The sequence below is a fragment of the Parabacteroides sp. CT06 genome (assembly GCF_002257605.1).
GTDB classification, from domain to species: Bacteria; Bacteroidota; Bacteroidia; order Bacteroidales; family Tannerellaceae; genus Parabacteroides; species Parabacteroides distasonis.
The window spans coordinates 922,433-946,862 of the sequence record NZ_CP022754.1; the positions used below are offsets into that span (position 1 = coordinate 922,433).

The 24,430-nt window shown below is 44.1% G+C and carries 26 protein-coding genes and 2 tRNA genes; 19 read left to right on the plus strand and 9 right to left on the minus strand.

Going from position 1 to position 24,430, the window contains the following annotated elements:
• Positions 1 to 35 precede the first annotated feature (35 nt).
• The 17 genes from CI960_RS04025 (at position 36) to CI960_RS04105 (ending at position 15,867) form a co-directional block, all read left to right on the plus strand.
• Positions 36 to 1,400, plus strand: a complete 1,365-nt coding sequence (locus tag CI960_RS04025) for a lipopolysaccharide assembly protein LapB (RefSeq protein ID WP_094582232.1) — start codon at positions 36 to 38, stop codon at positions 1,398 to 1,400.
• Positions 1,401 to 1,402: 2 nt separating this feature from the next.
• Positions 1,403 to 2,068 (plus strand): LPS export ABC transporter periplasmic protein LptC, encoded by a 666-nt coding sequence (gene lptC / locus CI960_RS04030; RefSeq protein ID WP_011965921.1) that lies wholly within the window; start codon positions 1,403 to 1,405, stop codon positions 2,066 to 2,068.
• A 1-nt stretch (position 2,069) separates the two neighbouring features.
• On the plus strand, positions 2,070 to 3,323 hold the full coding sequence (locus CI960_RS04035; RefSeq protein WP_005861562.1) for a hemolysin family protein: 1,254 nt from the start codon (positions 2,070 to 2,072) through the stop codon (positions 3,321 to 3,323).
• 96 nt (positions 3,324 to 3,419) lie between these two features.
• Positions 3,420 to 5,555 carry a SurA N-terminal domain-containing protein gene (locus CI960_RS04040; protein ID WP_005861564.1) on the plus strand — a complete coding sequence of 712 codons (2,136 nt, stop codon included), beginning with the start codon at positions 3,420 to 3,422 and terminating at the stop codon, positions 5,553 to 5,555.
• A gap of 136 nt (positions 5,556 to 5,691) precedes the next feature.
• Positions 5,692 to 6,723 (plus strand): 23S rRNA (adenine(2503)-C(2))-methyltransferase RlmN, encoded by a 1,032-nt coding sequence (gene rlmN / locus CI960_RS04045; RefSeq protein WP_005861566.1) that lies wholly within the window; start codon positions 5,692 to 5,694, stop codon positions 6,721 to 6,723.
• 16 nt (positions 6,724 to 6,739) lie between these two features.
• A complete protein-coding gene (locus CI960_RS04050) occupies positions 6,740 to 7,777 on the plus strand; it encodes a DUF4837 family protein (protein ID WP_005861568.1) in 1,038 nt (345 codons plus the stop codon).
• 16 nt (positions 7,778 to 7,793) lie between these two features.
• Positions 7,794 to 8,903 (plus strand): 4-hydroxythreonine-4-phosphate dehydrogenase PdxA, encoded by a 1,110-nt coding sequence (gene pdxA / locus CI960_RS04055; protein ID WP_094582234.1) that lies wholly within the window; start codon positions 7,794 to 7,796, stop codon positions 8,901 to 8,903.
• A gap of 168 nt (positions 8,904 to 9,071) precedes the next feature.
• Entirely contained in the window at positions 9,072 to 9,539 is a 468-nt protein-coding gene (locus CI960_RS04060) for an adenylyltransferase/cytidyltransferase family protein (RefSeq protein ID WP_005861572.1), read from the plus strand.
• Positions 9,540 to 9,550: 11 nt separating this feature from the next.
• Positions 9,551 to 10,279, plus strand: a complete 729-nt coding sequence (locus CI960_RS04065; protein ID WP_005861574.1) for an SDR family NAD(P)-dependent oxidoreductase — start codon at positions 9,551 to 9,553, stop codon at positions 10,277 to 10,279.
• Between the two features lie 7 nt (positions 10,280 to 10,286).
• Positions 10,287 to 11,174, plus strand: a complete 888-nt coding sequence (locus CI960_RS04070) for a CDP-alcohol phosphatidyltransferase family protein (RefSeq protein WP_005861576.1) — start codon at positions 10,287 to 10,289, stop codon at positions 11,172 to 11,174.
• A gap of 3 nt (positions 11,175 to 11,177) precedes the next feature.
• Positions 11,178 to 12,005 carry a lysophospholipid acyltransferase family protein gene (locus CI960_RS04075; RefSeq protein WP_005861578.1) on the plus strand — a complete coding sequence of 276 codons (828 nt, stop codon included), beginning with the start codon at positions 11,178 to 11,180 and terminating at the stop codon, positions 12,003 to 12,005.
• Between the two features lie 104 nt (positions 12,006 to 12,109).
• Complete coding sequence (locus CI960_RS04080; protein WP_005861580.1) at positions 12,110 to 13,300, plus strand: sigma-54-dependent Fis family transcriptional regulator; 1,191 nt, start codon at positions 12,110 to 12,112, stop codon at positions 13,298 to 13,300.
• A 4-nt stretch (positions 13,301 to 13,304) separates the two neighbouring features.
• The gene (locus tag CI960_RS04085) at positions 13,305 to 13,841 is read left to right on the plus strand and encodes an LptE family protein (RefSeq protein WP_005861582.1); all 537 of its coding nucleotides are present in this window, start codon (positions 13,305 to 13,307) and stop codon (positions 13,839 to 13,841) included.
• A gap of 1 nt (position 13,842) precedes the next feature.
• The gene (locus tag CI960_RS04090; RefSeq protein ID WP_005861584.1) at positions 13,843 to 14,610 is read left to right on the plus strand and encodes a hypothetical protein; all 768 of its coding nucleotides are present in this window, start codon (positions 13,843 to 13,845) and stop codon (positions 14,608 to 14,610) included.
• A gap of 7 nt (positions 14,611 to 14,617) precedes the next feature.
• Positions 14,618 to 15,001 carry a preprotein translocase subunit SecG gene (secG, locus tag CI960_RS04095; RefSeq protein WP_005861586.1) on the plus strand — a complete coding sequence of 128 codons (384 nt, stop codon included), beginning with the start codon at positions 14,618 to 14,620 and terminating at the stop codon, positions 14,999 to 15,001.
• Between the two features lie 293 nt (positions 15,002 to 15,294).
• Positions 15,295 to 15,615 carry a DUF4491 family protein gene (locus CI960_RS04100; RefSeq protein ID WP_008774116.1) on the plus strand — a complete coding sequence of 107 codons (321 nt, stop codon included), beginning with the start codon at positions 15,295 to 15,297 and terminating at the stop codon, positions 15,613 to 15,615.
• Between the two features lie 51 nt (positions 15,616 to 15,666).
• The gene (locus CI960_RS04105) at positions 15,667 to 15,867 is read left to right on the plus strand and encodes a hypothetical protein (RefSeq protein WP_005861590.1); all 201 of its coding nucleotides are present in this window, start codon (positions 15,667 to 15,669) and stop codon (positions 15,865 to 15,867) included.
• A 9-nt stretch (positions 15,868 to 15,876) separates the two neighbouring features.
• Here the strand turns inward: CI960_RS04105 and CI960_RS04110 are convergent, their stop codons facing one another.
• From CI960_RS04110 to CI960_RS04130, 5 genes are all read right to left on the minus strand, one after another.
• Complete coding sequence (locus tag CI960_RS04110) at positions 15,877 to 16,209, minus strand: hypothetical protein (RefSeq protein ID WP_005861592.1); 333 nt, start codon at positions 16,207 to 16,209, stop codon at positions 15,877 to 15,879.
• 113 nt (positions 16,210 to 16,322) lie between these two features.
• A tRNA-Gly gene (locus CI960_RS04115) sits at positions 16,323 to 16,395 on the minus strand.
• A 60-nt stretch (positions 16,396 to 16,455) separates the two neighbouring features.
• Positions 16,456 to 16,538 (minus strand) — tRNA-Tyr (locus tag CI960_RS04120).
• Between the two features lie 55 nt (positions 16,539 to 16,593).
• Complete coding sequence (gene ribH, locus CI960_RS04125; protein WP_008774114.1) at positions 16,594 to 17,076, minus strand: 6,7-dimethyl-8-ribityllumazine synthase; 483 nt, start codon at positions 17,074 to 17,076, stop codon at positions 16,594 to 16,596.
• 76 nt (positions 17,077 to 17,152) lie between these two features.
• A complete protein-coding gene (locus CI960_RS04130) occupies positions 17,153 to 17,836 on the minus strand; it encodes a tetratricopeptide repeat protein (protein ID WP_005861596.1) in 684 nt (227 codons plus the stop codon).
• A 148-nt stretch (positions 17,837 to 17,984) separates the two neighbouring features.
• On the opposite strand from CI960_RS04130, the gene CI960_RS04135 reads away from it, so the two are divergent.
• Both CI960_RS04135 and CI960_RS04140 read left to right on the plus strand, forming a co-directional pair.
• A complete protein-coding gene (locus tag CI960_RS04135) occupies positions 17,985 to 19,082 on the plus strand; it encodes a DNA replication/repair protein RecF (protein WP_005861599.1) in 1,098 nt (365 codons plus the stop codon).
• A gap of 2 nt (positions 19,083 to 19,084) precedes the next feature.
• Positions 19,085 to 19,378 carry a DUF721 domain-containing protein gene (locus CI960_RS04140; protein WP_005861601.1) on the plus strand — a complete coding sequence of 98 codons (294 nt, stop codon included), beginning with the start codon at positions 19,085 to 19,087 and terminating at the stop codon, positions 19,376 to 19,378.
• Between the two features lie 109 nt (positions 19,379 to 19,487).
• Here the strand turns inward: CI960_RS04140 and CI960_RS04145 are convergent, their stop codons facing one another.
• The 4 genes from CI960_RS04145 to CI960_RS04160 form a co-directional block, all read right to left on the minus strand.
• A complete protein-coding gene (locus tag CI960_RS04145; protein WP_022192887.1) occupies positions 19,488 to 20,003 on the minus strand; it encodes a 5-formyltetrahydrofolate cyclo-ligase in 516 nt (171 codons plus the stop codon).
• Positions 19,948 to 21,681 (minus strand): S41 family peptidase, encoded by a 1,734-nt coding sequence (locus CI960_RS04150; RefSeq protein ID WP_005861605.1) that lies wholly within the window; start codon positions 21,679 to 21,681, stop codon positions 19,948 to 19,950. The genes CI960_RS04145 and CI960_RS04150 overlap by 56 nt, the downstream gene beginning before the upstream one ends.
• A 13-nt stretch (positions 21,682 to 21,694) precedes the next feature.
• The gene (locus tag CI960_RS04155; protein ID WP_008778036.1) at positions 21,695 to 22,129 is read right to left on the minus strand and encodes a dCMP deaminase family protein; all 435 of its coding nucleotides are present in this window, start codon (positions 22,127 to 22,129) and stop codon (positions 21,695 to 21,697) included.
• Positions 22,130 to 22,209: 80 nt separating this feature from the next.
• Entirely contained in the window at positions 22,210 to 24,309 is a 2,100-nt protein-coding gene (locus tag CI960_RS04160) for a M3 family metallopeptidase (protein ID WP_008780785.1), read from the minus strand.
• Positions 24,310 to 24,430 lie beyond the last annotated feature (121 nt).

The window sequence follows — 24,430 nt, forward strand, 5'->3', positions numbered from 1 at the left end:
ATATAAATTTATAGCTAACTTTAATAGAAAGAGATATGAAGATCAAAGTTTTATTACTAGCGCTTGGATGTACTATGGGTACATTGGGTGCTTATGCGCAGAAAGGAGTAGATAATGGTACACAGTTCGGTTCCGGTGAGGATAGCGTGCGTTGTATTACCAATATCAGCTTGTTCGTTCCTTACGCGAAAGCCGGAAACTTCAAAGATGCCTATGATTTCTGGAAGATCGTGTACGATGAGTGTCCTGCCGCTACAAAAGATATCTATTTGTACGGTGTGAAAATTATGGGCTGGAAGATCGCCCAAGAGAAAGATCCCGCTAAGAAGAATGCTCTTATTGATGATTTGATGGGGGGTTACGACAAGCGTGTGAAATATTTTGGAAATGATCGCCGGTATGGAAAAGACTGGATCGTTGCTCGAAAAGTGCAAGATTATTTAGCGCAAACAGGCGATAATGCCGACTATAATCAGGCCTATACTTGGTTGAAGGAGATCGTTGATGAGAAAGGTGCTGATACGGAGGCTCTAGGTCTCTCCTTGTTTAGTTTCTCTTCTATGAAGAAAATGCTTAACGATCCGAACTTCAAAGAGCAGTATATTCAAGATTATTTGAAGGTTTCTGCTGGCTTGGATGCTCAGTTAAAAGCTGCGCAGGCTGCAAACAATCAAAAAGAAGTGAATGCCTTGACCGCATATAAGAGTGGTGTTGATAATGCCTTTGCAAATAGTGGTGCTGCCGATTGCGAGACTTTGCAGAATTTGTATGCTGCTAAGATCGAGGAGAATAAGGATAACTTACCTTATTTGAAAGAGACTATATCTTTGTTGAGAAGAACAGGTTGCCAAGAAATCGAGGCTTACTTTTTGGCATCAGACTATGCTTATCGTCAAGAACCTAGTGCCGAGGCAGCTGTTGGGCTAGGAAAGAAAGCCGTTAAGATAAAGGATTATGATACGGCTATTAAATACTTTGATGAGGCCGCGAATTTAGAAACGGACGCGACTTCAAAAGCTGATGATTATTATATGATCGCATTGTTGCTGTTTGAGCAAAATGCTTATTCGAAGGCTAGACAATATTGCCAGAAAGCTTTGGAGGTAAATCCAAACTATGGTAATGCTTATTTATTGATCGGCAAGATGTATGCCGCTACTTCTAAATCTGTCTTCCCGAATGATGGAGTGTTGGCAAGAGCTGCTTATAATGCCGCTATCGATAAATTTGAGAAAGCGAAACAGGTAGATCCGAGTGTTGCTGAAGAGGCTAATACTTTGATATCATCTTATCGTGCTCACCTTCCTTCTACGGAGGAGATCTTCATGCACCCGGATTTGGAGAAGGGCAAACCTTTCACTGTCGGTGGTTGGATCGGAGAGCGTACAACGATTCGGTAATTATGATAGGAAATCGTTTTCATTGTAAAACGGAAAATATGGGCATAACAACTACCTTCGTGGTGGTTGTTATGCTTCTTTTGTTTTCTGCCTCTTGCAGTAAGGAACATAAGGAGGTGGTTGATGTTGAGTTTGATCCGGACAAGACTTATACGATGAAGGCTACGGATGTGTCATCCTTGATCTCCGATTCTGGTATCACGAGATATCGCTTGAAAGCGAAAGAGTGGCAGATTTACGGGAAGGCGGCGGAACCCCATTGGTATTTCCCCGAGGGGATCTACGTGGAGAAGTTCGATACCTTATTCCAGACAGAAGCGAGTATTAAGGCGGATACAGCCTATTATTATGATAAAAAAGGGCTTTGGGAGCTGATCGGTAATGTAGAGGTGGAAAGTCTGCAAGGGGAGCATTTTGAGACTTCCCAATTGTTCTGGGACCAGAAGCAGGAGAAGGTTTATTCTGATAAGTTTATGCGTATCGAGCAAGAAGATAAGATCATAACAGGCATAGGCTTTGAGTCGAACCAAGATATGACTCAGTATAAGATATTTAACTCACAAGGTATTTTCCCGGTGAGCGATGCTCTGGCCGATACGACACGGACAGTTCAGGGGGATAGTGCCCGGGGAGATGTGTCACAAATAGATTCAATAAAAAGTAATTAAGGTGGGGACGCTGACTTATATTTTAATTTCCCTCGCATTTTCCGCATTCTTTTCCGGGATGGAGATCGCTTTTATCTCCTCCAATAAGCTTCGTTTCGAGCTGGATAAGAAGGAACGTAGTCTATCCAGTAAGATACTGGGTATTTTCTATCGTAATCCAAATTTGTTTATCTCTACCATGTTGGTAGGAAATAATATTGCGTTGGTCGTTTATGGTCTTCAGATGGCAATCGTATTGGAGCCGTTTATAGCCAAGGTGGTTGCGAATGAGGCATTGATCGTTTTTATCCAATCCGTGATATCTACGATCTTGATCTTGTTTGCCGGGGAGTTTATTCCCAAGACCATATTTAAGTTGAATCCTAATTTATCACTCAATATATTTGCGATACCATTATTTATTATATATATCATCCTGTATCCGGTCTCCAAGTTCTCTTCCCTGCTATCTTTTTTGATTTTGAAGTTAGGGGGCGTGAAGAACTTGAAAAGTTCACCTCAGGCATTAGGCAAGGTAGACTTGGATTATTTTATACAGCAAAGTCTGGAAGATGCACCTCAAAATTCGGATATGGATACGGAGGTTAAGATTTTCCAGAATGCCTTAGACTTCTCGAATGTCCGTTTGAGGGATTGTATCGTGCCCCGGACGGAGATCGTAGCCTGTGATACGTCGGCTACGATGGAGGAATTGCGTTCTAAGTTTATCGAGACAGGACTTTCGAAAATATTGGTGTATAACGAGAATATTGACAACATTATCGGATATATCCATTCTTCCGAGCTTTTCAAGAATCCGGAGGATTGGACCCAGCATATCCGTAGCGTATCGATCGTTCCGGAGACGATGGCAGCGAATAAACTGATGAAACTGCTGATGCAAGAGAAGAAGAGCTTGGCTGTTGTCGTGGATGAGTTTGGCGGTACGTCGGGTATCGTGACACTTGAGGATTTGGTGGAGGAGATTTTCGGAGAGATTGAGGACGAGCACGATATGAAGTCGCATGTGGCTAAAAAAGTATCGGACAATGAGTATTTGCTGTCGGGTAGGATGGAGATTGATACCTTGAACGAAATGTTCGGGTTGGATCTTCCTGAGTCGGATGATTATGTCACCATCGCCGGTTTTATCTTGCACTTCTATCAAAAATTCCCGAAATTGAACGAGACTGTCCAGATCGATAAATATTCGTTTAAGATAATCAAAGTAACGGCTACGAAGATCGAACTTGTACGTATGAAAGTAGGGATTTGATAAAAAAAAGGATTATATGCTGTGGAATTTCCTTTTTTTCATATCTTTGTGCCCTTAAAATGTGAAATAATAAACTTTAAAAAATAATAAAGATAAATGGCTACGCTGGAAAAAATTAGAAGCAAAGCAGGACTGCTGGTACTCGTGGTGGGTTTGGCATTGTTCGCTTTTATCATTGGAGACTTTTTAAACTCTGGTTCTACTTATTTTAGGCAATCACAGGAACGGATCGCCGAGATTGATGGAGAGGTTGTAAAAATTCAAGATTATCAAGGTCGCGTTGATGAGATGGCCGAGATGTATAAGATGCAATCCGGTTCAGCCAGCCTGCCCGAGGAATATATGACACAGATTCGCCAGTCCGTATTCGATGCGATGGTACAAGAGGTCGTGTTGGACGAGGCTACTGCTAAATTAGGTATGGGAGTAAGTCCGGAAGAATTGTTTGATATGGTTCAAGGTGAGAATATCTCTCCGTTGATCCAACAAATGCAAATGTTTACGAATCCTCAGACTGGTGCTTTTGATAAGGCCGCTTTGTTGAATTTCTTGAAACAAATCGATTCCGATAATATCGCTAGCTATCCGGCAGATCAACAGGCACAGCTGATTCAAGCTAAGAACTTCTGGTTGTTCTGGGAGAAGAACATCAAACGTCAACGTTTGGAGCAAAAATATACGACATTATTGAGTAAGGCTATTTCCGCGAATTCATTGGACGCTAAGGAAGCTTATAATGATAATGCCGAGAATTCGGATATCATTTACGCTATGCAATCATATGCTACGATTCCGGATTCAACGATTGAGGTAAGCAAGAGCGAGATCGAGAAATTGTATAACCAACGCAAGGAGCTTTATAAACAAAAAGAATCTAAGGTAATTAAATATATCGCCGTAGATATCCGTCCGAGTAAAGAGGATTATGATAAGGCACAGGCCGAGATCGAGAGCTTGAAAGAGGAGCTAGCTACGTCTGAAAGAGTGGCTGATGTAGTAAACGAGAACTCTGAGGTTCCTTATGTTGACGCTTTCTTCACGGAGAAGGCTTTGGATCCTGAGATGAAACAATTCGCTACGACTTCTGAGGTTGGCGCTGTTTATGGTCCTGTATTCGAGAATGACAAATACAGAATGTTTAAGCTAGTCGATAAGACGGTCGCTCCGGACTCAGTAAAAGTTAGCCACATCATGTTGGCCGGTAAATCTGAGGCTGAGACAACAGCTTTGGCTGATAGCTTGATGGGGGCGTTGAAAGGTGGCGCTAATTTCGCTGAATTAGCTAAGAAATACTCAGCAGACCAAGCTGCCGAGAATGGTGGTGAACTAGGTTGGTTTACAGAGGTTACCGCTTTGAGAGGTGTGAATGATGATTTTAAGAAGGCTGTCTTCTCAACTCCATTGAATGAGGTAGCGGTTGTGAAATCTTTATATGGTACTCACCTTGTAAAAGTAACAGAGAAAACAGGAAATGTTGAAAAATATAAGATCGCAGATATCGACATGACTGTATCTCCTAGCTCTAAGACCTATAGCAACATCTACAATGAGTTGAATCAGTTCGTATCTAAGAACAACTCTATGGCTAAATTGGAGGAGAATGCGAAGGAAGCCGGTTATAACTTGATTTCAGGTGCAACGGTTACTACAGATGATCAGTTGTTAGGTTCTATCAAGAATTCACGTCCGGTAATTCGTTGGGCGTTCCAGAACGATAAAGGTTCTATCTCTGAGATCTTCGAGTGTAGTGATAAATTTGTCGTGGCTGCTGTAGAAGGAAGTATTTCCGAGGGGTATCGTCCGGTTGATATGGTCGCTCCGGCTTTGAGAGCTGAATTGGCTGCCCAGAAGAAAGGCGATAAGATCGCTCAGGAATTGGCTGCTAAGAATTTAACTTCAGTTGAGGCATATGCTGAAACGATGGGTTCTTCTGTAGACTCTGTGAAGTTCGTGAACTTTGGTACTCGCCGTATCGCTGGTATCGGTATCGAACCGAACTTGAACGCTATGGTTTCTATGGCTCAAGTTGACCAAGTAAGTGCTCCGGTTAAAGGTAACAACGGTGTATATGTGTTCAAAGTATACGCAAGAAATAAAGATGGTAAGGAGTTCAACGAGGCTGAGGAAATCCGTGCGTTGGATGCTTCGAATGCGTATCGTGTAGGATTCCAAGCTATCCAATCTATGGTCAACAACGCTAAGGTGGAAGACAACCGTATCCGTTTCTATTAATAAAGAGTATTTATACTTAAGATAAAAAAGATCCCCTGTTTTGCCGTCAAAATAAATATATCTTGACGACAAAACAGGGGATCTTTATTTTGTGGAATATTTCTCGTACTTTCGCGAATAAGAAAATATCGATAGAATGGTTGACAAAAGACAATTATTAGGGATGACCTTGGAGGAACTGAAAGGTGTAGCGTCTGAGGTGGGTCTTCCCGCATATGCGGCTAAGCAAATGGCCGATTGGATTTATAAGAAGAAAATAACCCGGATTTCGGAGATGACGAATATAGCGGTAGCCAAACGTGCTTTATTAGAGGATTCATTCGAGATCGGGGCTTATCCGCCATCTGAGTATCAAAAGTCGAAAGACGGTACGATCAAATATCTATATGCTGCCGGACCGGGGCGTTTTGTTGAGTCTGTTTATATTCCTACGGATGATCGGGCGACTCTTTGCGTCTCTTCTCAAGTCGGATGCAAAATGAATTGCTTGTTTTGTATGACGGGAAAACAAGGCTTCACGGCAAACCTGACAGCGAACCAGATATTGAACCAGATCCAGTCTTTGCCGGAAAACGATTCATTGACGAATATCGTTTTCATGGGAATGGGGGAGCCACTGGATAACGTAGACGAGCTTTTCAAGGTTTTGGAAATACTCACGGCCCCGTATGGATATGCGTGGAGCCCGAAGCGTATCACGGTTTCAACCATCGGTGTGACGAAAGGCTTGAAACGCTTTTTAGAGGAGAGCGAATGTCATCTGGCCGTAAGTCTGCACTCGCCCTATCCTATGGAACGTCTTTCCTTGATGCCGGTTGAAAAGGCATTCCCAGCGAGGGAGGTGATCGATTTAATCAAACAATATGATTTTTCGCATCAACGACGTGTCTCTTTTGAGTACATTGTTTTTAAAAATTTGAACGATAGCTTGAAACATGCCGAAGCTTTGAGTTGTTTATTAGGTGGAATACCTTGTCGGGTAAACTTGATCCGTTTTCATGCGATACCGAATGTGTCTTTAGAGACTTCCGATATCGCTAAAATGGAGGCGTTCCGGGATTTCTTAAACGCCAAAGGAGTTGTATGTACGATAAGGGCATCACGAGGGGAGGATATTTTCGCCGCTTGTGGAATGCTTTCTACCGCAAAAAATGTTACATTTGTATAATATAAAACACACGGGTATGAAAACACGTTCTTTATTCATCGGTATGTTGCTGCTTCTTGTTTTGATGGGAGCATGTAATTCGGGTTCTGTGATGACTCAAGCTACGGGCTTCGCATATGAGGTTGTCGTGGTTATGGATCAAAAGGATTGGAAAGGCCCTGCGGGAGAAGCCATAAAGTCTGAGTTGGCCTCTTCGGTGCCCGGACTGCCGCAAGCCGAGCCTTCTTTGAAGATTACCTACGTACAACCAAAGGATTTTACAGGTCTGTTACGGTATGTAAGGAATATATTAGTGGTTACGATAGATCCCACCGCTTATACGAAAGTTTCTGTAGGCTACGAGAATAATGTCTGGGCTAGAGGACAGGTGGTTGTTTCGCTGAAAGCTCCTAATACGGAGTCGATCGTCGAGTATTCAAAGACCCATGAGAAGGCGTTGGTCAACTTCTTCGTAAAGGTGGAGATGAATCGTGCGATAGAGCAATTACAAAAGGAATATAGTATGGTGGTTATGGATAACCTGAAAAGCGACCTGAACGTGATGTTAAACGCTCCGGCAAACTTCACGTACTATAAGGATACGACAGATTTCTTCTGGTCTTCCAATAACGCTAACACAGGCCGTATGGACTTAATCGTATATACTTTCCCTTATACTGATCCGAATACGTTTACGGAGGAATATCTGGTCGCTAAACGAGATTCTGTATTGAAGGCGAATCTGCCGGGTTCGTTCCCGGGTTCCTATATGCAAACAGAAACGCGTGCGGGAGTGGAGTATACGCCAATAACCTTAAATGGTAAATATTGTGGCGTGATGCGCGGTTTGTGGAGAATGCAAGGCGATATGATGGGAGGCCCGTTCGTAAGCCACACCCGCTTGGATGAAAAGAATCATCGTGTGGTTGTAGCCGAGGGATTTGTGTATGCTCCGGAGACAGACAAGCGTAATTTCATGCGTAGAATAGAAGCTGCCTTATTTACGTTACGTTTGCCGGGTGAATTTGATGAACCGGTAACTGAGACATTGGATATCCCAAAAGAGAAAAAGTAATAAACAAACAAAATATATGGAAGAACGACTGATTAAAGTGGGGATCACCCACGGAGATATAAATGGTATCGGCTATGAGGTGATATTAAAGACCTTTTCCGATACCCGCATGGCGGAGCTTTGCACGCCGATTATCTATGGCTCGTCCAAGATAGCCGCTTATCACCGGAAGGCATTGGAGCTTCCTCCTATCAATATGAATATTATTTCACATGCGGAGGATGCGGGAGTAAACCGGGTGAACATTATTAACTGCGTGGAGGACGAGACCAAGGTGGAGTTGTCGAAATCTACGCCGGTTGCCGGTGAGTCGGCTTTCAAGGCGTTGGAAACGGCGGTTACGGATATGAAGCGGGGAGTAGTGGATGTACTGCTTACCGCCCCGATCAATAAACATAATATCCAGAACGAGGATTTTCATTTTCCCGGGCATACTGAGTATTTGGAGAAATGCTTCGGTGGCTTGGATAAAAAAGCCTTGATGATCTTGATGAAAGATGATCTTCGTGTCGCTTTGGTGACGGGGCATATTCCATTGTCGCAAGTTGCGTCTTCCCTCAACGTGGGCGATATCGTGAATAAGCTGCGTATTTTCAATCAGTCGTTAAAGCAAGACTTCGGTATTGTGAAGCCACGCATCGCGGTTCTTTCCTTAAACCCTCATGCGGGTGATGCCGGATTGCTGGGTACGGAAGAGGAGACGATTATCATACCGGCAATGCAAGAGGCGGAGAAAAAAGGCGTAATGTCATTTGGCCCTTATGCGGCTGACGGTTTCTTTGGTTCGCAGATGTATGATAAATTTGATGGTGTCTTAGCGATGTATCATGATCAAGGGCTCGCTCCTTTCAAGACGTTGGCGATGGATGACGGGGTGAACTATACGGCAGGATTGCCGATCGTACGGACTTCTCCGGCACATGGAACAGCTTATGACATAGCCGGGCAGAACGTGGCCTCAGAAGAGTCGTTCCGCCAAGCCTTATATGCGGCGTTGGATATCTTCCGGAACCGGTTACGTTATCAGGAGGCTACCGCCAACCCGTTGCGTAAGCAATATTTCGATAGGGGGGGAGATAATGAGAAATTGGATTTGACGAAAGACGACGATACGGACGGATTATAGTAGATCTTTCCTGACAAGTTTCAATAAATACATAAAATGTCATGTTAATAACGAATGGATGTTATTGACATGACATTTTTGTATGGGACGTGGGACGCTTTTTGGTTTTAAACTTTTAAGATAGGAAAAGTTTGCGTAAGTTTGCGGTTTAAAACGAAAATTACGATTATGTTTAAAGACAAAACGATAGTATATACATCCGGAACGTTTGATATGTTCCATTATAATCATCTTAGGATGATCAATTACGCCCGTAGTTTGGCGGATATATTGATCGTCGGGGTTAGTACAGATGAGTTGGTCTCTTCTTATAAAGCGAAGCCGATCATTCCGTTCCATGAACGTTTGCAGATCATCGAGGCGTTGAAGACTCCCGATATCGTTATTCCACAACATTCCTTGGATCACACGGAAATCGTGAAGAAGCTGAACATCGACGCTTTCGTGGTAGGTGATGACTGGTTCGGAAAGTACGACTATCTGAAAGATTTAGGCGTTCAGGTATTTTATTTCCCTTACGGAACGGGGGTTTCCTCCTCGAATCTGAAAAAAACGATACATGATTCTTATGAGGCGAATCTGACAACCCAACGTCAGGCGAAGCCGGAAACAGTGAAAGGATCTGCCGCTAAATAACGATCAGTTTCATGGATAAATTTATTTTAATTACCGGTGGGACAAAAGGGATAGGAAAGGCGGTAGCGTCCTGTTTAGGAAAGGCCGGATATAACCTTATACTGACTTATGCTTCCGACCAAGCGACCGCCGAGGAGGTACGTAGCGAGTTGGTGGGGCGTTTCGATATACAGGTTTCTATTCTGCGGGCCGATATCTCGGATCGGAATACGATCGGGGTTATCGATTCTTTCTTGGAGGAGAATAGGCTACGTTTGGACGGCCTTGTGTTCAATGCGGGAATGACCTGTCGGGATCCTTTTGAGGAACTTTCATTCGAGGATTGGGACCGGGTTTTCTTTGCTAATATCCATTTCCCGATCTTCCTTTTACAGAAGATTGTTGGACGGATTAATAAGGGGGGAAGTATCGTGTTTACGGGTTCCTTGATGGGAATACAGCCTCATTCGGTATCCTTGGCATATGGAGTGACGAAAAGTGCTGTTCATGCGCTGGTCAAAAACATGGTGAAGTTCTTAGTTCCCTATGAACTGCGTGTGAATGCCGTGGCTCCCGGTTTTGTCGATACGGAATGGCAGAAAACAAAGCCTGCCGAGATCCGTCGGAATATAGAGAACAAGGTCTCTTTGGGACGGTTCTGCGACCCGGATGAATTGGCGGAAGTTTATAAAATGTTGATAGAGAATAGTTATTTTAATGGCGAGGTAGTCGTTGTGGATGGCGGTTACTCGTATAAATAAGAAACAAATGAGCGAGTTGGATAAGGAATACGAAGCATCGTTAAAGTCGATAGAAACAGAAAATAAGATAGACCGAATTTTTTATCGTCCGATAGGATTTCGTATTGCTCGTATGTTGCGAGGCACGGGGATTACCCCGAATATGATTACGGTTATCTCGATCTTCGTGGGTGCGGCGGTCGGATTTATGTTTTATCACGATAATTTGACATATAATATCTGTGGTATATTATTGTTGGTATTTGCCAATATCCTCGACTGCGTGGATGGGCAGCTGGCACGTCTTACAGGGATCAAGTCCGCTATCGGGCGTATCTTGGACGGATTCGCCGGGGATATCTGGTTCGCTTCGATCTATATCGGATTCGCTCTTCGTTTGTCTCATGATTACGGTACGGATTGGTTCTTTGCCTTGGCGGTCTTATCCGGTCTGTCTCATTTAGTCCAAGCGAATATCACGGATTATTATAAGACGCTTCACCTTTATTTTATCAGTAAGGATAAAGGCTCGGAGTTTCAGTCTTTGGAGCAGGTGGAGGCGAAACATAAGGAGATGAAGTATGGCATTAACAAGTTTTTCTACTTCTTATATCGTTGGTATACGATGTTGCAAGTGAAGGCTACGCCTACCTTACAGAGTATGTTACAAAATTTGCACGCGAAGTATGGGGATAATATTCCGGAGAATATCCGTGTGGACTTTCGTAAACAGAGTCGTCATTTAATGCGTTACATAGACTTGTTGACCTTTAATGGCCGGACGATGGTTATGTTTGTGATCGTACTAACGGGACAGGTCTGGGCTTATTACCTATACGAGATCATCGTGTTGAACATCGTACTAGCGATAGTGATGAGGAAACATGAGAAGATGTGTGCCTCGTTTTTAGGATAAAGTATGAAGAAGAGTGTTGTTGACATTTACGATTTGCAAGAGATGGCCCCGTTCTTCAAGGGGCGAGTGGGGACATGGTTAGGTAAGTTGCTGATAAAGTGCTTACGTGTGGATCTGGTTAATAAGGTACATGCCCGGAATTGTCATTTACGGGGCGCTGAGTTTACTTCCGCTTTATTGCATGACCCCATTATCGATCTCAGCTATGAGGTTCATAATAAGGAGATTTTAGATCATCTGCCGGAAGGGGCTTTTGTTACCGTTTCCAACCATCCGATCGGGTCGTTGGATGGAATCATGCTGATTGATATTTTCGCTTCCCGCCGTCCGGACTTTAAGGTGATGGTGAACGGCATCTTGACCAAGATCGGGGCGATGGAGGATAATTTCATATCCGTGGTGCCCGATTCCCACAAGCGAGGGGCGAATCCGGCGAATGTTAATGGCGTGCGACTATCCCTGCAACGCCTGAAAGAAGGTCATCCGATGGGTTTCTTCCCTGCTGGAGCGATCTCATTTTATAATAAAAAAGAGAAACAGGTACGGGATTTATCGTGGGCGCATAGCGTGATCCGCTTAGTTCGTAAGGCGAAAGCACCGGTATACCCTGTTTATTTTGATTTCCAAAATACCCATTTTTTCTATTGGCTAGGGAATATCAGCTGGCAAATACGTACCTTGCGTATTCCTACAGAGGCTTTCAATAAGCGTGGAAAGAAAGCGGATGTATATATCGGTGAGCCTATCTCGCCGGAAGAGATCGCCGCCATCCCGGAAGACAAGGATCTTGCCGAGTTCTTGTATAAACGTACATATGGTGCTAAAAAATAAGAAACGACCGATAGATTCTGTTATCAATAGTGGTAGTTTGAATTAAGATTTGTAATTTTGGCAGAGTAACTGAAATAATTACAGATTTTAAAAGTGAAAGAGTGATGAAGGTTGATGTACAACAGATAAAACAGCGTTTTGGGATTATTGGTAATAACCCGGGATTAAATCGTGCGATCGACGTTGCACTTCAAGTAGCGCCAACCGACTTATCTGTTCTTATTACAGGAGAGAGTGGAGTCGGGAAGGAGACTTTCCCGCAAATTATTCACCAGAACAGTCAGCGTAAGCATGGACAATATATAGCCGTAAACTGTGGCGCTATTCCGGAAGGGACGATAGATTCGGAGCTTTTCGGGCACGAGAAAGGTTCTTTTACCGGGGCGTTGGCCGACCGTAAAGGGTATTTCGAGGTAGCGGACGGTGGAACGATCTTCTTGGATGAGGTAGGAGAGTTGCCAACTCCTACGCAAGCACGCTTGCTTCGTGTGTTGGAGACGGGTGAGTTTATCAAGGTCGGTTCCTCCAAGGTACAGAAGACGAACGTTCGTATCGTTGCCGCTACGAACGTGAATTTAGTGCAGGCGGTTTCGGAAGGTAAATTCCGTGAGGATTTGTACTATCGTTTGAATACGGTGCCTATTCAAGTGCCTCCCTTGCGGGAGCGTCCGGAAGATATCGTCTTATTATTTCGTAAGTTCGCCAGTGATTGCGCCGAGAAATACCGGATGCCGCCGATCCGCTTGGATGATGAGGCCCGTCAATTATTGGTTTCTTACCGTTGGCCGGGTAACGTGCGTGAGTTGAAAAATATCACGGAACGTATCTCCGTAATCGAAGAGACACGGGATATAACGGCGGATGTCCTGCGCCTTTATCTGCCGAACGTAAATGTTGAGAAATATCCGGTATTGGTGAAGCAAGATTCGGATCAAAAGATATTTAACAGCGAGCGGGAGATCCTTTATCAAGTCTTGTTCGATATGAAAAAGGACGTGAACGAGCTAAAGAAATTAGTGCATGATATCATGGGAGGGAATATCCCGATGCCAACGGTGGCGGATGATACCCCTTATGCGCATCCGATCCATCCGGCGGCGGTTCATGCCATGCACCCGACGATCCAAGATGCCGAGGATGTGGAAGAGGAGACTTTATCCTTGGAAGAGGTGGAGAAGGAGATGATCCGTAAGGCTCTGGAGAAGCATAACGGGCGACGGAAGAACGCGGCGGCCGACTTGAAGATATCGGAGCGTACGTTATATCGAAAAATCAAGGAATACAATTTGGAATAAAAATATGCTAAAGAAGATTGTCAACATACGTTTGTCGGCAGCCAATTGGCTTATACTCTCATTTTTGACGGTATTGGCTACGGCTTGCTCTATTTCCTATAAGTTTAATGGAGCCTCTATCGATTATACGAAGGTGAAGACCATTACGATTCGTGACTTCACGAACCAAGCTCCCTACGTGAATCCGACCCTTGCGCCGCAGTTTACGGAGGATTTGAAGGATATTTACATCCGTCAGACTCGTCTGCAACTGGTTCCGAGCAATGGCGACCTTGAGTTGGAGGGTGAGATCACTGGTTACGATTTCGCTCCAATGGCCGTGAAGGAGGATGCTATCGCCTCGCAGACGAGGTTGACGATCACGGTGCGGGTTCGTTACTCCAACCGGGTTAACCCGGATGAGGATTTTGAGCAGTCGTTCTCCGCTTACCGCGAGTTCGACAGTAACTTGATGCCGCAGCAGGTAGAGGGAACATTATGCGAGGAAATCATAGAGGAAATAGTAGACCAAATCTATAACGCTACGGTTGCCAATTGGTAGAATGAGGGCGGAGGATTTATATCGTTTGATGGAGGAGCCTTCGGAATTGACCGAGGGGACTCTTCTTGAGTTGCGACGAATCGTGGAGGATTACCCGTATTTTCAAGTGGCACGGATGTTGTATCTAAAGAATCTGGCCGTATTAAATGATATGAGTTTTACCTCGGAGCTGGAGAAGATGGCGATATTCTTGCCGGACCGGAAAAAGCTGTTCCAACTGATAGAGGGAGATAAATATGGCTTGAACTCCCGTGTGGAGCATGAGCCGGATATGCGAAAAGAGGATACTTTCTCCTTGATAGACGCATTCCTCTCTAACCGTAACGAGGAACCGGAGCCTAAGAAAGAAGCCTCGTTCCTGTTCCAGCCATCGGTATCGTCAGATTATATGTTTTGGTCATTATCGAAAGAGGAAGAAGAGAAGCCATCTGGAGAGGATGCGGAGAATAGGCTTCGACATCACGACTTGATCGATTCGTTCATTAAAAATGACCAACAGCGTATGCCGGGTAGTGGGCTGGAAATCCGTGAGGAAACCAGCCGTGCGGAGACTCCAGAGTCGGTGAAAGATTTGGATGATGAGCAGTCCAAATCGCTGGAAGACTCGTGCCTTACGGAAACTTTAGCTCGGATTTATATAAAACAGAAACGATATGATAAGGCTTTGCAAATTATTAAAAACTTAAGCTTGAAATATCCAGAAAAAAATGTTTACTTTGCAGACCAAATCAGATTTTTGGAAAAGTTGATTATTAACACTAAAAAATAAAACTAAGATGTACGTATTTATTTCTATCTTAATCCTGATCGCCTCTATACTATTAATCTTGATCGTGTTGATCCAGAACTCGAAAGGTGGAGGTTTGGCTTCAGGGTTCTCTTCTTCTAACCAAATCATGGGTGTACGTAAGACCACGGACTTTTTGGAGAAAGCTACTTGGAGTTTGGCGGGTACCGTAATCGTATTGAGTATCTTGATTACCGCATTTATCCCCAGAGCGGAGCATGCCGCTCAATCTGAGATCAAGCAACAAGTAAACGACGCTATCTCTATCGATCCGAATACGATCGCTCCGGACTTTGGTACGGCTCAACAACCGGCAGTTCCGGCAGAGGAAACTCCCGCTACTACTACACCTGCGGAGGAAAGCAACAGATAAGAATCTTATTTGAAAACAATATAGAAGTCATGTCCACTAACAATGGATGTGACTTTTTTTTGTGCTACTTTAAGTGTAAGCTTCTTTAGGTCTTGATCTTTTCACCTATGTGAAAAGATCGTATCACAAGGGTGAAAAGATCGTATCACGTATATGAAAAGATCGTTTCATCTTTGTGAGACGATTATTGCGAATAGGGGCTTCTATCTCTTCATAGAAAGAAATGATCAGTTAAGTGGAATATTGTTCGTATATTTGTTACATATAATAGTAATAAGTATAAATACTCAGATATGGATATGATAAATTTTGATGGGTTGTTGATCGGTATCGTTACATTTTTGATTATCGGTCTGTTTCATCCGGTAGTCGTGAAGGCCGAGTATTATTGGGGGACGAAATGCTGGTGGATATTCCTTGTCTTAGGGATTTTAGGAGTGATAGCCTCCCTGTTTATAGACAGCGTGTTTGTGTCCGCTATTTGCGGCGTATTCGCCTTTTCATCGTTCTGGACGATCAAGGAGATTTTCGAGCAGGAGGAGCGTGTGCAGAAAGGCTGGTTCCCTCGAAATCCGAAAAGAAAATACCCTTGGGACGATAGTGAGGTGAAATGAATTCTTTTCGTATCTTTGCGCTCGTGAAAGCGATATAAAAGCAATAAAGCTATGAAGACAAAGAGAAAAAAGCAAGATCCGTTAGTCGAGTACATAAAGGCTAACCGGAAAGGCAGTCGTGAGGCCGAGTTAGAAAACCACGGCAGGCCGGTCAGTCATAACCGGATTCATGTATCGAAGAAAGTTTATAATCGTAAAAGAATGAAGGCAGATGCCCAGAGGCATCTGCCTTATTTGTTTTTAGTGGCCTAAAAGGAGACCTTAGTTCGCTGTATTGTTATTGATCGGTGTCTTTTCCTTGAACCACTCCACTAGTATCCCATTCTTGAAGCTTAGGATGTAGTAGCCTTCAGAGTAGTCGGCTATCGTCATGGTTACCGTCTTATAACTGATACTCTCTATCGGGCCGTCGGGGGTTATCCGTGCGCCAGCCGACTCAAAATCCTTTCCTAGTATCGATATAACCTTTTGCTTGGTCATCCCTAGCTCTATCTTATGCATCCGGTTGTCCATTTTATAAGGATTCATTACCGTAGCGCATCCTATCAATAAGAACATTGTCAGCAACACGTATATCCCTTTCACCATCTTCATCTCTCTTTTTGTTATTTGTTGTATTGGGGGCTAAAGTAGACATTATCCCGGATATATAGTAATACGAGGATATAAAAAAAGAGGAAAACCTTTCGATTTTCCTCTTTTCCTAGAGCGGAAGACGGGGCTCAAACCCGCGACCCTCAGCTTGGAAGGCTAATGCTCTATCAACTGAGCTACTTCCGCAATATGTATTCTTTCGGTTTTCGAAAGAATTGGTTCACATAGTGAACCGATCAATTAAGGTGGGCAGTGATGGATTCGAACCACCGAAGGCGAAAGCCAGCTGAGTTACAGTCAGCCCCATTTGGCCACTCTGGTAACTGCCCCCCTTGTTCTTAATTGCAGTGCAAAGGTACGATTTATTTTGAAACCTGCAAGCGTTTAGGCAGAAAAATTTACCATTTTTATTGCGGTAACCGCTGCCTCGTCTCCTTTATTGCCATATCTACCTCCCGCACGATCCTCGGATTGCTGCATGGTGTCGGTAGTTAACAGGCCGAAAATGAAAGGAATATCGTACATTAAATTCAATTCTGTAATGCCTTGCGTAACGCCGGAGCAAACGTAATCAAAATGTGGCGTATCGCCTCTTACGACGCATCCCAGAACGATCACGGCGTCTAATTCTTTAGTCTCGGCCAATCTTTTGGCTCCAAAAGTCAGTTCAAAACTACCCGGAACTCGTTTAACTACGATGTTCTCCGGTTTCACCCCGTGCTTTTCAAGCGTGTTGCAAGCACCTTCCAATAACTTCTCGGTAATGTTCTTGTTCCATTCCGCAACTACAATGCCGATGTTCATCTCTGAAGCATCGGGTACGCTGTTGAAGTCGTACTCGGATAAATTCTGATAAGCTGTAGCCATACTTGTCTCTTTAAAAGAAGAGGATGCCTTGTTTGACCGAGACATCCTCTGTTATACTATATAATATACTGTTTATTTATTTTCCTGCCGAAGCACGGGTGATATACTTATCGATATCGGATGCCTCCATGGAAGTGTAATACTTGTCCTTGATAGTCGTGTAAGCCTTTACAGCCTTGTCATACTCTTTCAAGTTCTCGTAAGCGATACCGGCCTTCTTCAAGTAAATCGGGCTGATAACCTCGTTGTCGGCCTCCTTAGCGGCTTTCTCGAAATAGCTGATTCCTTCTTTCGTATTACCCATGTTCACGTAGCAATCACCGATCAAGCCTGTAACCGCCGGAGATACCATTTGGTCCTTTCCGCTGAAAGATTTCAATAAATCGAGCGCCTTCTGTGTATCGCCCATCTTGTAGTAACAGATACCTGCGTAAGCCTTCGCCAAGTTTCCGGCGTCCGTGCTTCCATATTGGTCGATGATAGCCTCGAAACCTTCATAGTCAGCTCCATTGCCGTTTAAAGCCAAGGCGAAAGAATCTCTGGCGAAGTATTGCTCGCCCTTGAACATGGCGGCGGCGGCTTTTTTCTCCTGAGGAACTAAATAACCATGCTTGATTCCCAAAACAGCTCCAACAACGAGTGCGACAGCTATTATACCGTAAATAATCTTCTTTGAATTGTTTTCAATGAATTGCTCCGATTTGGAGACAATCTCTTCTACTTCTAACTCCTTGTTGGTGTCCTTTTCTTTAGTAGCCATAATGTGTTATAGTTATTTATTAATTTTATCGCTGATTTTAAGCCATACCATATGGTTGGCGATTCAAAGCGCAAAAGTAGTTTTTTTTGCTGATATAATCTATACTTAGAAGTATATTTTTTAATTTTGTACGATTAATACGGTTTAGATGATACTAAAGAAGCTTTCTGTTCTCAATTACAAAAATATACTTCAGTCTGAGGTTATTTTCTCGCCCAAGATGAATTGCTTTTTCGGCAATAACGGGATGGGGAAGACGAATCTATTGGATGCCATTCATTATCTCTCATTTTGCAAGAGTCATGTCAATACGCCTGATAGCCAGATAATAAACAGTGATCAAGATCTTTGCGTGGTGCAGGGTAACTATGATTATGAGGGACGTGAGGAGGAGATTTTCTGTGCCATGCGGCGTAGGCAACGCAAACAGTTCAAACGGAATAAGAAGGAGTACGACAAGCTGTCCGAGCATATCGGCCTATTACCGTTGGTCATGGTTTCTCCGGCTGATGCCGACTTGATCCGGGGGGGGAGCGATGAGCGACGCCGTTTTCTGGACTTAATCATCTCGCAGCAAGACAAGCCTTATCTGCATGCGCTTATCCAATATAATAAAGCGTTGCTCCAACGGAATACGTTGCTGAAAGATCAGAGCATGGATGCCTCTCTTTATGAGGTATTGGAGATGCAGCTGGGTATGTACGGCCAAATCGTTTACGAGAAGCGGAAAAAACTGGTGGAGGATTTTACCCCGATCTTTAATGAGTACTACCAGACGATCTGCGGCTCTGCCGAGGAGGTAGGGCTACATTATATCTCGCAATTGGAGGAAACGGAGCTTGCCGGTAAATTGGCGATGAGCCGGGAACGGGATCGTATATTGGGCTATACCTCTTCCGGTATCCATAAGGATGAGCTGGAAATGACGTTGGGCGGGTACCTGATTCGCCGGGTTGGTTCGCAAGGACAGAATAAGACGTATCTGATCGCCTTGAAACTCGCTCAGTTCGCTTTCCTAAATAAACGGGGACAGACTACACCTATCTTGCTGTTGGATGATATTTTCGATAAGCTGGACGCTAGCCGTGTGGAGCAGATCATCAAACTGGTCAGCGAGAATGGCTTCGGGCAGATTTTTATTACGGATACGAACCGGAAGTATCTGGATGAGATCTTATTGGCTATGAATCATGACTATGCTCTCTTCCGTGTGGAACGTGGCGAGGTACAACCTATGGAGGAATAAGAATGCAGAGAAGAAATACACAGACATTGGGGGAAGTGCTTCGTGACTTTTTCGAGGATAATACCGAGTTGTACGAGAAAATGATGGAGATCCGGGTCCAACGTGCGTGGGGAGAAGTTTTAGGGCCTACGATCATGCAGTACACACGTAATATATATGTACGTGATAAGGTGCTTCATGTCTCATTGACTTCCTCTGTACTTCGTAGCGAGTTGACGCTTTGCCGGGAACGGTTGGTGAAAAGCTTGAATGATTACTCGGGTGCCTCGGTCATTACCAATATCGTTTTTCATTGAGTGTGGCTTTACCATTCGCAATATTACTTACTGGGTCAAGTAACATATACTGCCCAGCCCCGGTAAGTATATATGGCTTGACCCAGTAAGTATATATTCTGCGGAGAGATCAATAGATGGTGTCTTCTGTTATTACGTAATCCATTTTCTTGTCGAGTGGCTCTACCGGAACCTGTGGTATCATCTGGAACCCGAAGCATATGCCAACCTTGGGAGCGTTGAGCGTGGAAAGAAGGCGGTCGTAGAATCCCCTCCCTCGTCCCATGCGGTTCTTGTCTTTGTCAAAGGCGACTCCGGGCACGATAATCAAGTCTATCTCATTCTTTGGAACTTCTATGCCGTCCGCCTTAGGCTCTAATATTCCGAAAGGTCCGGGTTTTAGGGATTCCGGTCCTTCGTAAAGAAGCAATCTCAAATCATCACCGACGATCAAGGGCAACAGAAGCTTTTTCTTCTGGTACCATTTCTCGATAAAGCCGGCGGTCTGTACTTCTCCCGGTATGGCGTGATAAAGGGCGATGCAAGAAGCCGCTTGGAACAGTTCCGTCTGTTCCAAGCGGTCCATAATCTTATCCGATAGCTCGCACAAGGTAATCCTCGAATATTCTTTTTTTCGAGAGGCCATATCTTTTCGTAGGGCCTGCTTGGCTGTGTAAGTCTCCATTCGCTGATTGTTTTAATAGTTCCGCATTCGGCACAGATTTTCCCTCTTGCAAGATCTTGATCGCACGTAATAAGGTAACGTCATCTTTTAGGAAAATGGGGTAGAAGCCTGCCTCGTCGAAGAAATTCCTTACGATATACGCTTGCAATTGGTTCTCGATTAACTTGCCGGATATATTAATTAATGTAGGACGTCTCTTGATGCCCTTGGTAGCGGCGAAGTTCACGAAGTCGGAAAGGAGCGGTTGTTGCTGCAAGTAATTATATAATTCCTCCCAAGTCTTGAATGAGCCTAGTTTCTCCCGATGGCGGTCTGAGTACTCGAGCGCATACAGGTAAAGCACGCCGCTATTTACCACATTTGAGTAGTAAGAGGTAACGCCGCTCGTGTCACGAGGGATAAAGATATCTGGCATGATACCGCCCCCGCCGTATACGGTACGTCCGCCTACGGTCTGGTATTTCAAGGAATCATCCATCTTGATGCTATCGGCCGAGTCGAACTCGCCGTGCATATATCGGTTATAGATATCTTGGTCGTAAGCGTCCGTATTACCCATCTCATATTTCTTCTGGATGCAGCGACCGGACGGCGTGTAATAACGGGCGATGGTCAATCGCATCTCTGAACCGTCGCTCAATGACATTTGAGTTTGTACCAGACCCTTGCCATACGTTCTTCGTCCGATAATCGTACCACGGTCGTTATCTTGGATCGCTCCGGAGAATATCTCACTGGCGGAAGCCGAGATCTCATCGGTCAATACTACGATCGGGGCGTCTTTACAAGTTCCGGTTCCGTTCGCATATACGTCGGAACGAGGGAACGACTTACCTTCCGTGTAGACGATCAAGCGTCCTTCCGGCATAAACTCGTTAATCATATTAATAGCGGCATCCATATATCCGCCGGTATTACCCCGTAAGTCGATCACGAAAGAGGTACAGCCCGCTTGTTTCAGCTTGGCGATCGCCGTGATGAACTCATTATAAGTATTCCGGGCGAATTTGCTAACCTTGATGTAACCTATACCTTTAGCCGCCTCATAAGAAACATCGACCGAATTAACAGGGACATCTCCACGGGTTACGTCAAAATAGAGCAACTCGGGGGAGTTCCCTCGCTGTACGCCTAGTTTCACCGTACTGTTCTTTGCGCCCCGAAGTGTCTTCATAATCTCTCCTTGGTTCTTTTTCTTACCGGAGAAAATAGAATCATTGATCGAGATGATCCGGTCGAAGGGTAGTAAACCAGCTTTCTCTGCGGGACCACCGCTAATTACACTGATCACTAGGATCGTATCGGTTTGCATATTAAATGATACGCCAATACCACTGAAAGAACCTTCCAGCTCCTCATTCACCACGGAAGCGTCTTCGGCGGGGATATATACGGAGTGAGGGTCTAATTCACTGAATATTTTCGGGATCGTACTCTCTACCAACTTAGACATGCTAACCGTGTCAACATATTGCTCGTCGATAATGTCCAAGATGGCATTTATCTTGTTGCCGCTGGAGTAGGATCGTTTCTTTCCTTGACTGATAGATAAATAATGGTTCCCAATAAAGATACCTAAAGCGATACTAGCCGCGATGATAACCGGGAGCCATACGGTCAGTCTTTTGTTTTTATCCATAAAAACGTTTTATTTATTCGTTCAAATCTATATAATCTACTATGATACCGGCACGCTTCAATAATTCACAGCCGTCTGCTATTCGATAATTCTCGGAATAGACCACTCGCTTGATCCCGGATTGTATGATTAATTTCGCGCATTCAATGCAAGGGGAGGAGGTAACATAAATGGTCGCTCCTTTACTGCTGTTCGATGAGGCTGCCACTTTTGTGATGGCGTTAGCCTCCGCATGTAGAACATAAGGCTTGGTGACATTATTCTCGTCTTCGCAAACATTTTCAAAACCGGCGGGTGTTCCATTGTATCCGTCGGATATGATCATTTTATCTTTTACTAATAATGCGCCCACTTGGCGTCGTTTACAGTACGAATTCTCGGCCCAGATAGCGGCCATTCGCAGGTAACGTTTATCTAATTCGTGCTGTTTTTCTGTTTTCTCGCACATTTGTTTACTCTTTTGTCTTTTAATCCAGACACAAAGGTAGTGATTATTTAGATTTACCGGGCGATAAGCCCGGTAAATTATTACTTCTTAATACCATTACGGATTAATAAGGCGTCTATCGTAGGCTCTTGTCCACGGAAACGCTTGTATAACACGGCGGGATCTTCTGTACCACCTTTGGATAAGATATTGTCACGGAAAGATTTAGCGACCTCTTTGTTGAAGATTCCTTTCGATTTGAAAACGGAGAAAGCATCGGCATCTAATACCTCGGCCCATTTATATCCGTAATAACCTGCCGCGTATCCTCCGGAGAAGATATGTCCGAAGCTTGTGCCCATCAAGGCTTCCGGTACTTCCGGCATGATTACGGTCGGAGCCCAAGCTTTTTTCTCGAATGCCGCTACGTCACCGTCGAAAGGTTGCTCCAACGTATGCCATGCCATATCCAGCAAGCCAAAGCTTAATTGGCGGCAGCAAAGGTAGCCGGCGTTGAAGTTAGAGGCGTTTACCAAGCTTTGTATCATCTCTTGCGGGATTTTCTCTCCGGTCTGATAATGAACGGCGATCTGATCTAAGAACTCTTTTTCAGTCAACCAGTTCTCCATGATCTGGGAAGGTAATTCTACGAAATCACGATAAACGCTGGTTCCCGAAAGGCTGGAATATGTTCCTTGCGCTAGCATGCCGTGCAAGGAGTGCCCGAACTCATGCAAGAGCGTGTTCACCTCGTCGAAACTTAACAAAGAGGGCTTCGTGTCTGTCGGACGGGTAAAGTTCATCACGATAACGATCTGAGGACGGCTATCTTTTCCGTCTTTATCTTTGTATTGAGCCTTGATATTGTTCATCCAAGCGCCGGATTGTTTTCCGTCACGAGGGAAGAAGTCCGTGTAAAGGATCGCTAGAAACTTGCCATCAGCATCGTATACCTCGTAAGCGTCTACTTCCGGATGATAAACCGGGATTTTCTTGTTTTCCTTAAAGGTGATACCGTAGAGCTGGGTAGCTAATCCGAATACGCCTTTCTTTACGTTGCTTAACTCGAAATAAGGGCGAGTCATCTCGTCGTTTACCTTGAAGCGGATATCCCGTAACTTCTCGGAATAATAACTCCAGTCCCAAGGCATAACGGTGATATTCTCTTTCTCTGTACCTAATGCGAATCCTTCTACTGCATTGTATTCATTGATCGCTATCGGTTTATAAGCTTCGAGTAACTGATTCAATAATTTGTATACGTTCGCTGAGTTTTTAGCCATCGTGTGTTCCAGCGCATATTCGGCGTAATTCTTGAATCCCATCAACTGGGCGATCTCTAGGCGGATATTAACGATCTTTTTGATAATGTCCTTATTGTCGAACTCATCCCCTTTATTTCCTACGCTCATGTATTCACGATACATTTTTTCTCGCAAATCACGCTTGTCGGAATAACGCATAAATGGAATGTAACTCGGAGCCGAGAGATTGAATAACCATCCGTTTTTATCTTTACTTTTGGCTAACATGGCCGCTGCGTCACGAGCACTTTCGGGTAAGCCGGATAGTTCGTTCTCGTCCGTTATTAGTAATTCGAACCGGTTTTTATCTTTCAAGGCGTTTTGATCGAACTGCAAGGTTAACATGCTTAGGTCCATACTTAGCTTGCGGTATTTTTCCTTGTCATCTTTATTTAACGTAGCCCCATTCGCTTTAAACGACTCGTAAAGGTCTTCCAGCAATTTAGCATCCTCGGTAGAAAGGTTCAATTGTTCTTTTTTATCATAGATTGATTTGACCCGAGCAAGTAGCTTCTCATTTAAGAAGATGTTATTGGATGTCTGGGATAACTTCGGGGAGACACGTTGCGAGATTTCCATCATTTCGTCGTTAGCCTCTGCCCCTAATACATTAAAAAAAACAGAAGAGACTGTTTCTAATAATTTGCCGCTACGTTCCAGAGCTACTACCGTATTCTCGAAAGTAGCCGGTTGCGGGTTATTGGCGATCTCTTGCACCTCTTTTTCCATTTGCTTGATTCCTTCGTCGAAAGCGGGCTCATAATGCTCGATCTTGATCTTATCGAAAGGAGGGGTCTCGAACGGTGTTTTAAACTTCCCGAAGAAAGGGTTATTTGCTGCGTGTGTCATTTGAATTGCGCTTAATAAAATTACTACATTATATAATAACTTCCTCATATTAAAAATTGTTTGAAAATTTCCGCAAAGGTAGGCATTTTAATCACAGGAACATTATAGGCATCTGTTTTTATATTCAGATTGATTTAAAATGAAAAATAGAACATTTCCTATGACTAAA

Coding starts and splice junctions, on each gene's coding strand:
- CI960_RS04135 (WP_005861599.1), top strand. CDS start 17,985: ATGATACTAAAGAAGCTTTCTGTTCTCAATTACAAAAATATACTTCAG.
- secG (WP_005861586.1), top strand. CDS start 14,618: ATGTACGTATTTATTTCTATCTTAATCCTGATCGCCTCTATACTATTA.
- CI960_RS04085 (WP_005861582.1), top strand. CDS start 13,305: ATGCTAAAGAAGATTGTCAACATACGTTTGTCGGCAGCCAATTGGCTT.
- CI960_RS04145 (WP_022192887.1), bottom strand. CDS start 20,003: ATGGCCTCTCGAAAAAAAGAATATTCGAGGATTACCTTGTGCGAGCTA.
- CI960_RS04100 (WP_008774116.1), top strand. CDS start 15,295: ATGGATATGATAAATTTTGATGGGTTGTTGATCGGTATCGTTACATTT.
- lptC (WP_011965921.1), top strand. CDS start 1,403: ATGATAGGAAATCGTTTTCATTGTAAAACGGAAAATATGGGCATAACA.
- rlmN (WP_005861566.1), top strand. CDS start 5,692: ATGGTTGACAAAAGACAATTATTAGGGATGACCTTGGAGGAACTGAAA.
- CI960_RS04150 (WP_005861605.1), bottom strand. CDS start 21,681: ATGGATAAAAACAAAAGACTGACCGTATGGCTCCCGGTTATCATCGCG.
- CI960_RS04105 (WP_005861590.1), top strand. CDS start 15,667: ATGAAGACAAAGAGAAAAAAGCAAGATCCGTTAGTCGAGTACATAAAG.
- CI960_RS04155 (WP_008778036.1), bottom strand. CDS start 22,129: ATGTGCGAGAAAACAGAAAAACAGCACGAATTAGATAAACGTTACCTG.
- CI960_RS04070 (WP_005861576.1), top strand. CDS start 10,287: ATGAGCGAGTTGGATAAGGAATACGAAGCATCGTTAAAGTCGATAGAA.
- CI960_RS04075 (WP_005861578.1), top strand. CDS start 11,178: ATGAAGAAGAGTGTTGTTGACATTTACGATTTGCAAGAGATGGCCCCG.
- CI960_RS04040 (WP_005861564.1), top strand. CDS start 3,420: ATGGCTACGCTGGAAAAAATTAGAAGCAAAGCAGGACTGCTGGTACTC.
- CI960_RS04050 (WP_005861568.1), top strand. CDS start 6,740: ATGAAAACACGTTCTTTATTCATCGGTATGTTGCTGCTTCTTGTTTTG.
- CI960_RS04060 (WP_005861572.1), top strand. CDS start 9,072: ATGTTTAAAGACAAAACGATAGTATATACATCCGGAACGTTTGATATG.
- CI960_RS04130 (WP_005861596.1), bottom strand. CDS start 17,836: ATGGCTACTAAAGAAAAGGACACCAACAAGGAGTTAGAAGTAGAAGAG.
- CI960_RS04065 (WP_005861574.1), top strand. CDS start 9,551: ATGGATAAATTTATTTTAATTACCGGTGGGACAAAAGGGATAGGAAAG.
- CI960_RS04160 (WP_008780785.1), bottom strand. CDS start 24,309: ATGAGGAAGTTATTATATAATGTAGTAATTTTATTAAGCGCAATTCAA.
- CI960_RS04090 (WP_005861584.1), top strand. CDS start 13,843: ATGAGGGCGGAGGATTTATATCGTTTGATGGAGGAGCCTTCGGAATTG.
- CI960_RS04110 (WP_005861592.1), bottom strand. CDS start 16,209: ATGAAGATGGTGAAAGGGATATACGTGTTGCTGACAATGTTCTTATTG.
- ribH (WP_008774114.1), bottom strand. CDS start 17,076: ATGGCTACAGCTTATCAGAATTTATCCGAGTACGACTTCAACAGCGTA.
- CI960_RS04025 (WP_094582232.1), top strand. CDS start 36: ATGAAGATCAAAGTTTTATTACTAGCGCTTGGATGTACTATGGGTACA.
- CI960_RS04080 (WP_005861580.1), top strand. CDS start 12,110: ATGAAGGTTGATGTACAACAGATAAAACAGCGTTTTGGGATTATTGGT.
- pdxA (WP_094582234.1), top strand. CDS start 7,794: ATGGAAGAACGACTGATTAAAGTGGGGATCACCCACGGAGATATAAAT.
- CI960_RS04140 (WP_005861601.1), top strand. CDS start 19,085: ATGCAGAGAAGAAATACACAGACATTGGGGGAAGTGCTTCGTGACTTT.